This is a genomic window from Vreelandella neptunia (genome assembly GCF_034479615.1).
GTDB lineage: Bacteria > Pseudomonadota > Gammaproteobacteria > Pseudomonadales > Halomonadaceae > Vreelandella > Vreelandella neptunia.
This window is the reverse complement of sequence record NZ_CP140255.1, coordinates 444865-458367: the sequence shown is the minus strand read 5'-3', so window position 1 is coordinate 458367 and position 13503 is coordinate 444865. Positions and strand designations below refer to the sequence as shown.

Annotated in this window: 15 protein-coding genes; 7 read left to right on the top strand and 8 right to left on the bottom strand. The window is 56.4% G+C overall.

The window, feature by feature from the left end; genetic code table 11:
- Positions 1–6 precede the first annotated feature (6 nt).
- From SR894_RS02235 to SR894_RS02220, 4 genes are all read left to right on the top strand, one after another.
- Complete coding sequence (locus SR894_RS02235; protein WP_133730929.1) at positions 7–663, top strand: ATP-binding cassette domain-containing protein; 657 nt, start codon at positions 7–9, stop codon at positions 661–663.
- Positions 629–1351: a TIGR04283 family arsenosugar biosynthesis glycosyltransferase gene (locus tag SR894_RS02230; RefSeq protein WP_133730930.1), complete on the top strand. Its 723-nt coding sequence runs from the start codon at positions 629–631 to the stop codon at positions 1349–1351. Before SR894_RS02235 ends, SR894_RS02230 begins: the two co-directional genes overlap by 35 nt.
- On the top strand, positions 1341–1955 hold the full coding sequence (locus tag SR894_RS02225; RefSeq protein ID WP_133730931.1) for a TIGR04282 family arsenosugar biosynthesis glycosyltransferase: 615 nt from the start codon (positions 1341–1343) through the stop codon (positions 1953–1955). Before SR894_RS02230 ends, SR894_RS02225 begins: the two co-directional genes overlap by 11 nt.
- A gap of 66 nt (positions 1956–2021) precedes the next feature.
- Complete coding sequence (locus SR894_RS02220; protein WP_133730932.1) at positions 2022–4184, top strand: FAD-dependent oxidoreductase; 2163 nt, start codon at positions 2022–2024, stop codon at positions 4182–4184.
- Positions 4185–4223: 39 nt separating this feature from the next.
- Here SR894_RS02220 and SR894_RS02215 read toward each other — a convergent pair whose 3' ends face one another.
- Complete coding sequence (locus SR894_RS02215) at positions 4224–4619, bottom strand: transcriptional regulator (protein ID WP_275951291.1); 396 nt, start codon at positions 4617–4619, stop codon at positions 4224–4226.
- Between the two features lie 156 nt (positions 4620–4775).
- Between SR894_RS02215 and SR894_RS02210 the strand changes: the two genes are divergently transcribed.
- Complete coding sequence (locus SR894_RS02210; RefSeq protein WP_133730934.1) at positions 4776–6170, top strand: GGDEF domain-containing protein; 1395 nt, start codon at positions 4776–4778, stop codon at positions 6168–6170.
- A 32-nt stretch (positions 6171–6202) separates the two neighbouring features.
- Complete coding sequence (locus SR894_RS02205; RefSeq protein WP_133730935.1) at positions 6203–7342, top strand: FAD-dependent oxidoreductase; 1140 nt, start codon at positions 6203–6205, stop codon at positions 7340–7342.
- Positions 7343–7351: 9 nt separating this feature from the next.
- Here the strand turns inward: SR894_RS02205 and SR894_RS02200 are convergent, their stop codons facing one another.
- On the bottom strand, positions 7352–7813 hold the full coding sequence (locus SR894_RS02200; RefSeq protein ID WP_133730936.1) for an META domain-containing protein: 462 nt from the start codon (positions 7811–7813) through the stop codon (positions 7352–7354).
- Positions 7814–7879: 66 nt separating this feature from the next.
- The gene (gloA, locus tag SR894_RS02195; protein ID WP_133730937.1) at positions 7880–8320 is read right to left on the bottom strand and encodes a lactoylglutathione lyase; all 441 of its coding nucleotides are present in this window, start codon (positions 8318–8320) and stop codon (positions 7880–7882) included.
- Between the two features lie 128 nt (positions 8321–8448).
- Between gloA and SR894_RS02190 the strand changes: the two genes are divergently transcribed.
- On the top strand, positions 8449–9519 hold the full coding sequence (locus tag SR894_RS02190) for a metal-dependent hydrolase (protein ID WP_133730938.1): 1071 nt from the start codon (positions 8449–8451) through the stop codon (positions 9517–9519).
- Positions 9520–9531: 12 nt separating this feature from the next.
- On the opposite strand, the gene SR894_RS02185 is transcribed toward SR894_RS02190, so the two are convergent.
- The 5 genes from SR894_RS02185 to SR894_RS02165 form a co-directional block, all read right to left on the bottom strand.
- Entirely contained in the window at positions 9532–10263 is a 732-nt protein-coding gene (locus SR894_RS02185; RefSeq protein ID WP_133730939.1) for an MliC family protein, read from the bottom strand.
- Between the two features lie 45 nt (positions 10264–10308).
- Positions 10309–10821, bottom strand: coding sequence for a DUF3087 family protein (locus SR894_RS02180; protein ID WP_133730940.1), 513 nt, complete (start codon positions 10819–10821; stop codon positions 10309–10311).
- Positions 10822–10901: 80 nt separating this feature from the next.
- Positions 10902–11999, bottom strand: coding sequence for a 3-deoxy-7-phosphoheptulonate synthase (locus tag SR894_RS02175; RefSeq protein WP_133730941.1), 1098 nt, complete (start codon positions 11997–11999; stop codon positions 10902–10904).
- A 560-nt stretch (positions 12000–12559) separates the two neighbouring features.
- Positions 12560–12688 (bottom strand): hypothetical protein, encoded by a 129-nt coding sequence (locus SR894_RS02170; RefSeq protein ID WP_273192502.1) that lies wholly within the window; start codon positions 12686–12688, stop codon positions 12560–12562.
- A 59-nt stretch (positions 12689–12747) separates the two neighbouring features.
- Positions 12748–13488, bottom strand: coding sequence for an FAD-binding oxidoreductase (locus SR894_RS02165; RefSeq protein ID WP_133730942.1), 741 nt, complete (start codon positions 13486–13488; stop codon positions 12748–12750).
- Between the last annotated feature and the right edge of the window lie 15 nt (positions 13489–13503).

The following is a 13503-nucleotide window of genomic DNA, read 5'->3' as shown; positions in this document are numbered from 1 at the left end:
GACAATGTGACAGCTTCTTTTTGCGCGCCGCTCAGCCTTGAGCAAACACTACGCCTTGAGCAAATTAGCATCGCCCTGGCCGGCCGTGAGTTACTGGCAGTGGATGCCACTATTAGCCCCGGGGAGGTACTCACGGTAATGGGGCCTTCGGGGTCGGGAAAATCCACTTTATTGGCGTATATTGCAGGCTTCCTTGATCGCGAATTCACCGCCAGCGGCGGCGTATGGCTGGGCGAGCGCAGTTTGCTCAACCTTCCCGCCGAGCAGCGCAACATCGGGCTTTTGTTTCAGGATCCGCTGCTATTTCCGCACTTAAGCGTGGGCGGCAACTTGCGCTTCGGACTGCCTCGCTATCTAAATGACAAGCGCCAGCAAGTTACTCAGGCACTTGAACAGGTTGGGCTAGCAGGCTTTGAGTCCCGCGACCCCGCCACCCTTTCCGGCGGCCAGCAATCACGCGTGGCGTTGATGCGACTATTGCTTTCCAAGCCCCGAGCCGTTCTGCTGGATGAGCCGTTTTCCAAACTGGATACGGCGCTTCGCCAGGAGATGCGCATGCTGGTGTTTAGCCAGCTGCGCGAGGCTGGCCTGCCTGCGCTACTGGTCACCCACGACCACGAGGACGCCAATGCAGCAGGAGGGCCGGTTATTGAACTCGGCTGAACAACCACCTCGGCTGAGCATTGTGATCCCGGTGCTCAACGAGGCCGCGGGAATTGAGGCGGCCCTGACGCCGCTGCAACCGCTGCGCATTTCCATGCCCATCGAAGTCATTGTGGTGGATGGCGGGAGTGATGATGACAGCGCTTGCATTGCTGCACCGCTGGCGGATCGAGTGCTCAGCAGCCCAGCCGGTCGGGCACTGCAAATGAACCTGGGCGCACAGCATGGCAAGGCACCTGCGCTGTTATTTTTGCATGCCGATACCATTCTGCCCGATGGCGCCATTGAACAGATAACCCAAGCGCTTAACGGCCACGCCTGGGGGCGTTTTGATATTGAGCTTTCAGGGCGCAGCGGCTGGCTACCCATGGTGAGCTGGATGATGAATCAGCGCTCCCGGCTTACCGGCATCGTCACCGGCGATCAGGGCATGTTTATGCGCGCAAGCACCTTCAAGGCAGTCGGTGGCTTTCCCGAACAGCCACTGATGGAAGATATTGAGCTGTCTAAACGGCTCAAGCGGTTGTCTCGGCCCGCCTGTTTGAAGGCGAAAGTGGTAAGCTCGGGCAGACGCTGGGATGAGTTTGGCGCGTGGAAAACCATCCGCCTCATGTGGCGGCTGCGCTACCGCTACTGGCGCGGCTTTAGCGCAACCCAACTCGCCAAGGAGTATCGCGATGCCCGCTGAAACGCCCCACCTGCACCTGCTAGCCAAAGCACCGCTGGCGGGGCAAGCTAAAACGCGCCTGTCGCCCCTACTCGGTTTGGAAGGTGCTGCCAACGCCCACGCGGAGCTGGTACGCCACTGCGTCGCTAATGCCTGCAAAGCGCTGCCTGCCGCAAATGTCACACTATGGACAGCGCTTGATCACGCGCACCCGCTGTTTATCGAACTTCGCGAGGCGTTTGGTGTGACGCTAAGCGCCCAGCCAGAAGGTGACTTAGGCGCAAGGGTTCGCCACGCCCTGAACAGCACCCCAGGGCCTGCCATGCTAATGGGCAGCGACTGCCCGAGCATCACCAGCGCGCTGATTGCCACCTGTGCGCAGCAGCTGGCCAGCTTTGAGGTGGTGATGTTACCCGCCGAAGATGGCGGCTACGGTTTTGTGGGCACCCAGCAGGACTACCCCGCACTGTTTGAAGGGATCCCCTGGGGCACCCAACGCGTGCTAGCGACCACTCAGCAGCGCATTGAGGCGTTAGGCCTGCGCGCCGCCTACCCCGCGACTATTTGGGACGTGGATCGCCCCGAAGACTGGCAGCGCTGGAAAGGATTGCCTGCATCAATGTAAGGAAGTGGGCACTCCCTTCACACAGCAAACACTGATACTTATCTTAATAGCGCTGGAGCGTTTATTGTGACCCGACAACGTTTGATTATTGCAGCGTTACTGATTCTTGCCATTGGGGTGTTTTTTCTGAGCGGCGCCCACCAGTGGTTCACGCTAGAGACCCTCAAGGCTTATCAAAGCGACTTCCAAGCGGCGTTTAATCAAAACCCTTGGCAGGTAGCGGGGATCTTTTTTGCCGTTTATGTGGTGATCACTGCGCTCTCACTGCCAGGCGCCACGCTGATGACCCTACTTGGCGGTACGCTATTTGGTTTAGGTTGGGGTCTGCTGATTATCTCCTTCGCCAGCACCATGGGAGCTACGCTGGCCTTTCTACTTTCACGATTTCTTTTCCGTGGCCCTATCGAAAAACGCTTTCCGCGCCAGTTTTCCTCGGTCAATCGCGGCGTAGAGCGGGATGGCGCTCTTTATCTATTTACCCTGCGTTTAGTGCCGGTATTCCCGTTTTTTATGATCAACCTGGTCATGGGCCTAACGCGCATTAAAACCGTCACGTTTTACTGGGTAAGCCAGATCGCGATGCTCCCCGGCACCGCTATTTATGTGAATGCGGGCGGGCAACTGGGTGATTTGGAAAGTATGGGGGGTATCCTTTCCCCCACGCTTATCGCCTCGTTTTTACTGCTGGCCATCTTCCCCTGGATCGCCCGGCGCATCGTGCTATTAGTACAGAAACGTAACGCCTATAAAGGTTTTACCCGGCCAGCGCGATTTGATTACGACATTGTGGTGATCGGCGGCGGCTCCGCCGGGTTGGTCACCAGCTATATCGCCAGCGCAGTGAAGGCTAAGGTGGCACTGGTGGAAAAACACAAGATGGGCGGCGACTGCCTGAATACCGGCTGTGTACCGTCTAAAGCGTTAATTCGTGCCGCCCGCGCCGCCCACGAGATTCGCACCGCCCACCGGTTCGGAGTGACTGCCAGCGAGCCGCAGGTCGACTTTGCCAAAGTAATGGGCCATGTGCATCAGGCGATTAGCGATATCGAGCCCCACGACAGCGTGGAGCGCTATAACGGCCTCGGCGTCGAGGTGTACCAGGAGCACGCCAAGCTGATCTCGCCCTGGGAAATACAGGTCGGCGATAAAATCCTCACCGCACGGCATATCGTGCTGGCCACCGGCGCACGCCCCCGGGTGCCGTCGCTACCGGGTATTGAGAGCGCCCCCGTTTTAACGTCCGAGAACCTCTGGTCGCTCACTGAGTTGCCCAAACGCTTAGTGGTATTGGGCGGCGGCGCCATTGGCTGCGAGCTGAGCCAGAGTTTTGCCCGCCTGGGTAGCCAGGTCACCCTGGTAGAAGGCGTTTCCCAACTGCTGGGCCGTGAAGATCCAGAGGTCGGTGAGCTAGTCGAAAGCACCCTGGCGGGCGAAGGCGTGTCGGTGATGACCGATGCCAGGGCGTTGGAAGTTCTCAACGGAGAGACAGGCTATCAGCTAGTGGTGGAGCATGACGGCGATCGCAAGCTGCTAGCGTTTGACTACCTGCTGGTGAGTGCCGGTCGCCAAGCCAACGTGGAGGGCTTAGGGTTAGAAGCGCTGGGAATCACGACCACAAAAGCGGGCACCCTTGAAATTAGCGAACGCCTGCAAACCCACCTACCCAATATCTGGGCCTGCGGTGATTTAGCCGGGCCTTACCAACTCACCCATGCCGCCGCCCACCAGGCGTGGCACGCGGCCGTCAATGCACTGTTCGGCGAGCTGAAAAGCTTTACGGTGGATTACCGCTATATGCCTGCGGTCACCTATCTGCAGCCGGAAGTAGCGCGGGTGGGTTTAAACGAAAAAGAGGCTAACGCACAGGGCATTGCCTTTGAGGTTACTCGCTACGCCATGGGCGAAAGCGACCGTGCCATTGCCGAAGGCGCGACCCAGGGATTTATCAAAGTGCTCACTGTGCCCGGCAGAGACAAGATTCTAGGTGCGACCATCGTCGCAGAAAACGCCGGTGAATGGCTGGGTGAATTTACCCTCGCCATGAAGCACGGCCTGGGCCTCAACAAACTACTGGGCACCATCCACCCCTACCCCACGTTAGGCGAAGCGGCCAAGGCCACTGCGGGGGTGTGGAAAAACGCCCACAAACCCGAACGAGTGCTGGCTTTATTGAAGCACTACTTCAATTGGCGACGCGGTGATAGTTCAGCTAAGAAAATTGACACCTAGCACATCGAATTGAAAGATAATTAGAAAAAATGAGTGGATCTAATCGTTTCGCCCGTTGCCAGGCGGGTGCACTTTAGCGAATGTTTCAATAATTTCGCGCACCACTTTACGCTGGGCAGCGGGAAGCTCCCGGTAGAGTGACAGCAATTGGCGCTCTTCATTGGTGGATGAAACATCCCAACTTGGGGAAGGTTCGCTGACCGTATAAGCGGTGCTAGCGCCGTAGCGCAAGTGGTGTGGATCGACTAACAACCAGCGCGCCAAAACCTGGAGCTTATCCTGGCTGGGGATCGAATCACCGCGCAGCCAACGCCGAACAGCCTGAAAAGTGATCGGCTTTCCCCAGTAACGCAGGTTAAATTCCCGCTCAAGCACTGACGGTCGCGCTTCGTAACCGGCTGCTTCTAATGCCGCTTTCAGACGCTCGGCGAACATGATTTTTTCATTCATGCCGCCAATGTGAAGCGATTGTTCAATAACAGTTGAATAACGGTTCACCTTTTGATTGAATCATTAATTCAATTTCGAGTTTTCGCTTAGGCGAGTTGCTATGCTAAGCGCTGAGAAGCGGCGCTTGAGGAGTCATTCAGGATGAGTGGCACACTATCTCCATCGGTGCAAAATCTCGACAATCTGTGTCATAAGCTGGCCTTGCTATGCGGCTCGAAAACCCCTCTTGAGCTTTTTGAACTGCTGGCTAAAACGCTGCATGCGCTTACACAGGGTCAACCAGTGGTACTTTATCGCCGCTTGAGCACAGGCAACCTTCGTTTGGCCTACTGCTACCCGCTGGAAAGCACACTCGCCTCTCATCACGCGCTGCTCGCTATTCATTGTTACGACGACCTAGCCGCCTCAGAGCTGCAACTGTATGAGCTAAAGGGCGAACATGAAGTGTGGGGGTATATTGGGCATCCACCTGCCGCCTACGCAGGGCCTGGCAAGTGGATCCAACTACTCATCGATATTGCTTCCCAACGCTTACGCTTGTTAAAAGCGGAGCGTATGGCCACTCGCCAGCTAGGTTTAAAGTCGCGTCGCAGATTGCTATCCAGAGATATTAAACGACTGGCTTCCATTGATGATATTTTGCAGCATCATGGCGCTAGCTGGTGCGATATTTTTCAGGCCGAAGGCATTGCGCTGGCTTATCAGGGCGACCTTCACTGCTTTGGCGAATGCCCCTCCAGGCACCAGCTATTTCATCAGTTACAGCAGTTGAACCAGTACAACGCTCAGGATGAGATTGCCGAGCTGAACGGCAGTTGCCAAAGCGGTTTGGCGGCCCGGCTCAGCGTCGCGAATGCCTCGTTAGGCTGGTTAGTGCTGTTTCGCCAACAGCCACTCCTCCCCGCTCTGGTGGCTGATACGACGCTTCAAGACGTCTTGAGTTATTGGCTGCCGCAGGAAGCCTCCATGATGATTGAGCTGGCCGACGATTTAGCCGTGGCCATAACTGCCCAGGAGGTCGTTCACCTCAACCGCCAGCTAACCAAGACCAATCAACGCCTCGAGGGACTGGCCCATACCGACCCCTTAACAAAATGCTGGAACCGCTACTACACAGAGCTGGTGATTGAAGATTTGATCCATTCGTCAGTCAGTTTTGCCATGTTGATGTTTGATATCGATGATTTTAAAAATATTAACGATACCTATGGGCACGCAACCGGCGATGATATCTTGCGTGATATAGCGAAGTTAGTTCAGGAAACGCTGAGAGATGATGACCACCTTGGGCGTTGGGGAGGCGAAGAGTTCGTCATCATATCCAAGGGGCTTGACCAAGACGCCAGTCTAAAGCTGGCTAACCGGCTCTGCCGTAACGTGGAGCAATACACCTTCAACATCGCGGGCCCATTAACAGTTAGTATCGGCCTGACCCTTTTCCAACCGGGCGACCGGCCCCGCCAGCTATTTGAGCGGGCGGATCAAGGCATGTATCTGGCTAAAATGGCGGGTAAAAACCAAGTCTTTGTCTGTTAATCCCCAACAGCACCTTGCTTCTTCTATAGGCGATGTCCATGCAGCAATTATTACTCATGGGTGCGGGCCACGCCCACGCCTTTGTACTCGAAGCCTTTGCCAAACAGCCTGAACCAGGCATCGCCATTACCGTGGTGAGCGATAGTCCTTTAGCAGCTTACTCCGGCAGCGTACCCGCATGGCTAGCGGGAGAGTGTACGCTGCGCGAGACCCAGATCGACATAGCGGCATTGTGCCAAAGGGCCAACGCCCGGCTAATTCTTTCCCCTGCGAACACGGTCAACACCCGGGAACGTAACGTAGCGCTGGCGAATGGCGAGCGCGTTAATTTTGACGTGGCTTCCGTCAACATCGGTTCGACTCTGGCATCTCCCCAGCAGCATGGGGAGAACCTCCCCATGCTGCTGGCCATGCGTCCACTGGGTAGTCTGCACCAGCGCTGGCAGGCGCTACAAAATGACATTCGCCACTTACCCAGCGGTGGCGCCCAACGGGTGGTGGGCGTTGGCGGGGGCGCGGCTGGCTGCGAGACACTGATGAGCGTGCTGGCCCAACTGCGCAAACAGCGGCCCGATATTGACTGGCAGGGACATTTGCTCAGCGCCTCTAACGCACTTTTGCCCGATGCCGGTCGCTTGCCACGCTGGCTAACTCGGCGTGCGCTGTCACAGGCAGGCATTACCGTTCACAGTCAGCAACGCGGCGAAACGCTGGTTGAAGGCGGGGTAACCACCCAGGACGGTAAACGCATCGATGCAGACATCGTGCTCTGGGCAACGGGAGCTGTCGGCCACCCATGGCTGGTGAGCACTGAGCTGCCGTTGGATCAACACGGTTTTATCCGCGTAGACAACACGCTGGAGGTCACCGGCCAGCCGAATATATTTGCCGCTGGCGACTGCGCAGCGTTTACCCCAGCACTGCCCAACGCGGGTGTATACGCAGTGCGCATGGGGCCACACTTAGCGGACAATCTCCGCCACGCCTGCCATGGCGAACCGTTACGCCCCTGGCAGCCGCCCAAACGGGTGTTGTCACTCATTGGCACTGGCGACGGCCGCGCGATTGCCAGCCGCGGTGGCTTTGGGGTATCCGGAAAGTGGGTATGGCAATGGAAAAAGCGGATTGATGCGCGCTTTATCGCTCGCTTCAATCCGCCTTTTGAGAACTAACTGACTATATTAGTTGCCTTCGCGCCAGCCGCCTAGCACCCGACTATCCGGGCCAAAGAAGACCAGCCGGTCATGGTCAATCAAATACCGATAGGCGGTCTCCAGCATATCCGTGACCCGCTTGGCATCGCCCATTTGCGGGCACGCCATACGGGTGGTGGCCAGTTGGCTAAACTCAATGCGCTGGTTTTCACCGAGTGTTACTTCACCAGTAAAGCGGTTACAGCCGTCGTGGCCGCTAACTTTGCCCTCGTTTGAAATCTGGAAAAAAGGCGTTTCCGGCATGGAGAGCCGCTCATCGGTGCCCACCAACAGTAGGTTCCAACGCTGTTCAACAATGGCGCCCGAAAGCGATGAGTCACTCGTCCCTGATTGCGGCGCAGTGCTTGGCCCTGGCGAACTGCTACACGCACTTAGCAGTAGCGCAACGGAAGCGAGCAATGGCAGTAAACGCCAACCTTTGATGGTCATGGTGAACTTTCCTTGTGTCATAGCCTTTGTGGAATAGTCTTTGTGGAATAGCTATTTGTGTAATAGCTACCAGCTGCCGGTGTTTTCCATGGAGGCCCAAGGCTCTTGTGGCGCCAGGGCATCGCCCTTCTGCAGCAACTCCACAGAGATTCCGTCCGGTGATTTAACAAACGCCATATGGCCATCACGGGGCGGGCGGTTAATCGTCACGCCATTGTCCTGAAGATGTTGGCAGAGCGCATAGATATCATCCACCCGGTAAGCTAGGTGGCCAAAATTACGCCCGCCGGTGTACTCTTCGGGATCCCAGTTATACGTCAGCTCAAGCTCCGGAGCCGTCAAACGCTCTGAGCGTGACTCATCTTCGGGTGCAGCCAGAAACACCAGCGTGAAGCGCCCTTTCTCATTCTCTTTTCGGCGAACTTCTTTAAGACCCAGCAGATCGCAGTAAAAACGCAGCGAAGCGTCTAGGTCACTAACACGCACCATGGTATGTAGATATTGCATATCGACTCCTGATAAAAATGGCCTTGGCCATACTTTACAAAAACTTGACAGCGGAAATAAATCACTACAACGCTGTATAATTAAATCATAACGTTTATCTTAGCTGGCTTTACCCGTCGGAGAAACCTGTGGATTCAGTCACTCAAGCCGCGCTTGGCGCAACCATTGGCGGTGCCGTACTGGGCCGACGCTTAGGCCGTAAGGCCATCCTCATCGGCGCCGTACTCGGCACCCTGCCCGATCTTGATGTAGCGTTGGATTATGGCGACGCCGTCGCCAATGTCACCGAGCATCGCGGTTTTAGTCATTCGCTTTTTGTACTCACCGGGTTAGCCACCCTGTTGGCGCTGCTGAGCGCGCGATTTGCTCCTGCAAAAGGTATTAGCCTGCCCCACTGGTGGTGCTTTTTTGCGCTTATTCTGATTACCCATCCGCTACTTGATGCGCTGACCACTTACGGCACCCAGTTACTTTGGCCACTTGACCTCGTTCCCGCCGCGTGGCCAATTATTTTTATTATCGATCCCCTTTATACGCTGCCGTTGTTACTCACTCTGGGAATCGCCCTCTTCTCTAAACGGGTACGTAAAGCCTGTACCTGGGGGCTGACCATCACGAGTGTTTACCTAATGATGGCAGCGGGTGCGAAATTGCTGGTAGAACAACGTCTTGCCCCAGCCCTGGCGGAGCAGGGGCTGGAAGAAGCTCCGCTGCTGTTACAGCCAACGCCGTTCAACATTGTGCTATGGCGCGCCACGGTGATTGATGGTGACCGCTATTATGAAAGCCTGATCAGTGTGTTTGACGGCGACCGTCAGCCGCGTCTTGAGCCGCTGGTTCGTAATACTGAACTAGAGGAGTTCGCCCTGGCCAGCCAACATGGAGAGCGTTTAACGTGGTTTGCGGGTTCTTTTTTACGCTATGAAACGCGGCTACTGGATGGAAAAGAGACGCTGGTCGCCACCGATATTCGACTCGGCTTCCCGGGCTTTCATCCGTTTAGTTTTACCCTGGCCACGTTAGAGGGCGAGCTTTGGGTACCGCTTGCGGTAAGCGAACAGTTGGAAAGTACCCGTGACATTCAGATAGAAACGCTATCGCGTCTCGCCGCTCGTGCCGCAGGCAACACCTCGGCCCTGTGCGCCAGCGATTTCGAGGCGCAAGAATGGCGAGCCGAGCGTGTGGTTTATCGCTGCTGAGCTAGCGCTTTATTAGGGTGCAATACCTTGGCCACAGCCGCTATATTGCTCCCCACCATAGGTCAGCGTAACGCGAGCGGGGAAAGGTTTGCCGCTCATGTTATCGAAACAGGCTCCAGCGTCGATACGCACGCGGAAAAAGGGCTCCACGTCAGCGTTTTCAATCACGACCCGACCCGCTTCATTGTCCATCACACTAACCATATAAGGTAGTTGAAGGCGCTCTTCCCCATAGTTCGTCTCCATCGTCAACGTTGGCGTGTCATTCGCTAACGCCACCGTCCAGCCCGGTTCGTTACCCTGGCCAAAGAACATCACGCCGGGCTTCGCAGCTCGGGTTAAGGCGTCACGCTGCTCGGCCAGCGAGCACTGCAGCTGCCCTCTTGACGTTTCCACTAACGCCTTGTCGCCCCGGTTCCAGAAACTGATCTCACCATCTTGGTAGCGGGCGCCGCTGGCTACGACGGCTTGGGGCAGCCGCCATGCGCCATGCAGCGACCATAGGCGCAAATCGTTGGCATTGGTGGCAGTCACTAAGTGCTGCTGAGCGGGCTCGCAGTGCCACGCATCAAAACGCTGGGCAGAGCCAGGAAAAAGCGCCGAAGGCAGAAAGGGCGCCCGGTTATCCAACGTTGCTTGGTTAGCGGCGTTCGTTTCTGTGGAGGGCGTCGCTGCACACCCCCCAAGCACCACTATTAAACCGGCAGCGGCGATGGCCCCACCCCATGCTTTTAACGTATTCATACGTCATGCTCCCTGTATAACTAACTCTATTGCTTGCTGAACTTCTTACCCGCGTTTGAACGCCTGCAGATCGTGCGTATCGATACTTCGCACCTGCGGGGGCAACCCTAGCTCTTCGCGTTTGATTTTAACCTGCATTTTTTCCGCTAGCCGTTCTGCGTCGTCGTCGGTGGTGCGCCCGTTAAGCTCTGCCAACTGCGCCATGCCCTGGTGATAGAAAGTGAGAAGATCCAGCGCCGTGCGATTGTTCTCTTCCACCGCTTTACGCAGTTGCGAAAGATAGCCACTGACTTGCGACAAATGATGTTTGAGCTGCCAGACGTAGCGCACCTCCGTCATCCAGGGGCGCTCACGCAGCACGGCAAACAGCGCGCTGGTAGCCAATAGCCCCAGTAGCACGCCCAGGGCATTGAGCCATAGGCTGCTGCCAAAGGTGGAGGTAAGGAGCATTGAGAACAGGAGGCCGAAAATAATCAGTTGCCCCGCCATGGCAAAGCTGATCATGCGGGCTTTGCGGCGGTAGGTCTCGGGGTCGTGATGTTCTAGGGTAAATACCATGGCCAGCCTCATTATCGCTGCAAACGCCCTATGATACGGGGCTGGCCAGGGCAAACAAGTAATAGCGTTTACAAATGCAATTACGCCAAACGCTCTGCAGCCGTTTTGAGTAAGTGTTCGGTCGTTTCCCAGCCCACGCAGGCGTCGGTGACCGATACGCCGTAGCGCATGGCGCCAGGCTTAAGTGGCTGCTTGCCTTCGAACAGGTGGCTTTCCAGCATCAGCGCGACCAGGTTGGCCTCGCCTGCCTGACGCTGCGCCAATACATCCAGCATCACTTCACTCTGGCGACGATGGTCTTTACGCGCATTGGCATGGCTGCAATCAACCATGAGCCGTGGGTTTTGCCCGGCATTACGCAGCGCAGTGGTTGCAGCACGTACGTGTTGTGCCTGATAGTTCGGCTCGCCGTGCCCGCCACGCAGCACCACGTGGGTGTGCGGGTTGCCTGCAGTTTGCTGGACGATTGGGTAACCTTGCGGGTCTACCGCGAAACGCTGGTGCGGGTGGGCCGCCGCACTCATGGCATCGATAGCCACTTGTACATCGCCACTGGTGGCATTTTTGAACCCCACCGCCGCTGACAAATCACTGGCCAGCTCACGGTGCAGCTGAGATTCGGTGGTGCGTGCGCCAATCGCCACCCAGCTTAGTAAGTCGTCTACGTAGGGCGCCAGCATCGGTTGTAAAAGCTCGGTAGCCACCGGCAGACCGCGAGCAGCGACGGCATGCATCAGTTCACGAGATAGCGCCAACCCACGGGGCATATCACCGCTGCCATCCAAGCCAGGGTCGTAGGCCAGCCCTTTCCAGCCCACGGTAGTACGCGGTTTTTCAACGTAGACGCGCATTACCGGTAAAATACGTTCGCTGATCTCTTCGCTTAGCGCAGCCAGGCGGTCGGCGTACTCCAGCGCTGCATCTGGGTCGTGAACGGAGCAAGGGCCAACGACAACCAGCAGGCGGTCATCGTGACCACTCAAAATTTGCTGTACGGCGTGGCGCTGACGGGCAATTTGTTCCGTTAGCGGGTCGCTTAACGAGATGCGTTGCCTGAGTTCGGCGGGAGTAGGCAGCCGCTTGGCAGTGGGCTCAGGCGCTGAAGGCGTTAGTCGAGCAGTAGCGTGGGCAGTGTTTACAACGGTTTTATTAATAACAGGGCTGACAGGCGCATTCATGATTAACTCTCCGCGATCGTGTGACATCGTATGGCTGTGTGACCACCCAAGTGAACACGGTCGGAGGTGGCAGCTAGCACCGACCGCGCGTCGCTAAATCGCCAGCTATAGCCATAAACAACAAAATAGGTAGCGAAAGCGTTAGTCAGTGCGCGATAGATCATGATGCTGCTCCTTGATGAAATAATAATGAAAACTCACTAAACCCAACAATAGCCATGTTTCACAATACAAGGCCCAAAACGCCAAAAGCCCCGGCGGGGTTACCGACCGGGGCTTCTGTGCTTGCGGCAGGCAACCGAGTGGTGTGCCTGGTGGCGCGACGTTAGGCGTCGGCCAGGGGCACACCGTGGCTAAACCAATACCCATAAAACGCAAAGCCGCCAGCCAATTCTGGCTGCGGGTTCACTGTATGAGGGTTGGTTAGTCGCTGCATGCCCATATTCCGTTAGAATCTGTTAGTTTCGCTGGCAATCACTAGCCCCAGTAAATCGTATGATAGGGCTGCCGCCATGGCGTAGAGGTTTAATCCTGCCTGCAAGCGCTGCAAATGGCAATACTCAACCGCCAAAAGCTTGAATCACGCCAATCGTCGCGGGCAGAGCGCTCATACTTACCAGCACCACCAAGCCTAGAAAGATGGACAGGAAACCAGAATCGTCTTTAAAGTTTTCGTCGTGATGGGCCATGTTAGCCTCCTTTTTTGACAACGCTATATCAGGGTGAGCGTTACAACGCTGCGGTCATATTAAGTAGAACGGGGTGCATAGGCAAACACATCCGAAAACACCCGCTCAAGCTTCATGCCTTTCGTGTCGAGCACATCCAGGCAGGCGTAGACCATGTTGGGCGAACCCGAGATATAAACATCGTGGGTGTCTGGCGTGATATCTGCGGTTTTCAACACCTGATCAATACGCCCCAGGTGATGGGCAATCCGCTCGCCCGCTGCTAACGGCTCTTCCAAGGGCGATTCGGTTACCGCATGAAAGCAGACATTGGCGTGGGTTTGCGCCCACTGGCTGGCCAACTGCTCCAAATAGAGGTCGCGGTGTTCCCGGGCGGCCCACCACAGCGAAATTTCTCGTTCGGGCTGTTCATGCAGTGCCGCTTCGACAATGGCTTTCATCTGGGAAAAACCGGTGCCTGCCGCTATCAACAGCAGCGGCCTTTCGCTCTCGCGGTCAAGCACGCACTCACCGCCGGGCAAACGCAGCGTGAGCTGGTTGGCTACCTGCAGCAGTTCACGCAGCCGTGCTGAGTTATCCCGCTCCGGCCAGTGCTGAATATGCAGCTCGATAACACCATCGCTGCGATCGGCACTGGCGATCGAAAACGGCACCCAGGTGGTGTCGTCCAGCTTAAGCTCTAAATATTGCCCCGGCGCATGCTGCATGGCTTCGGCGCGTCCGGCTAGCGTCACACCAAACACATCGGGGCTTAAGTTCTCAACCTCGGTGACTTGGCAAGTCAACGTCCTTGCACTCATGAAAGCCTCTTTATA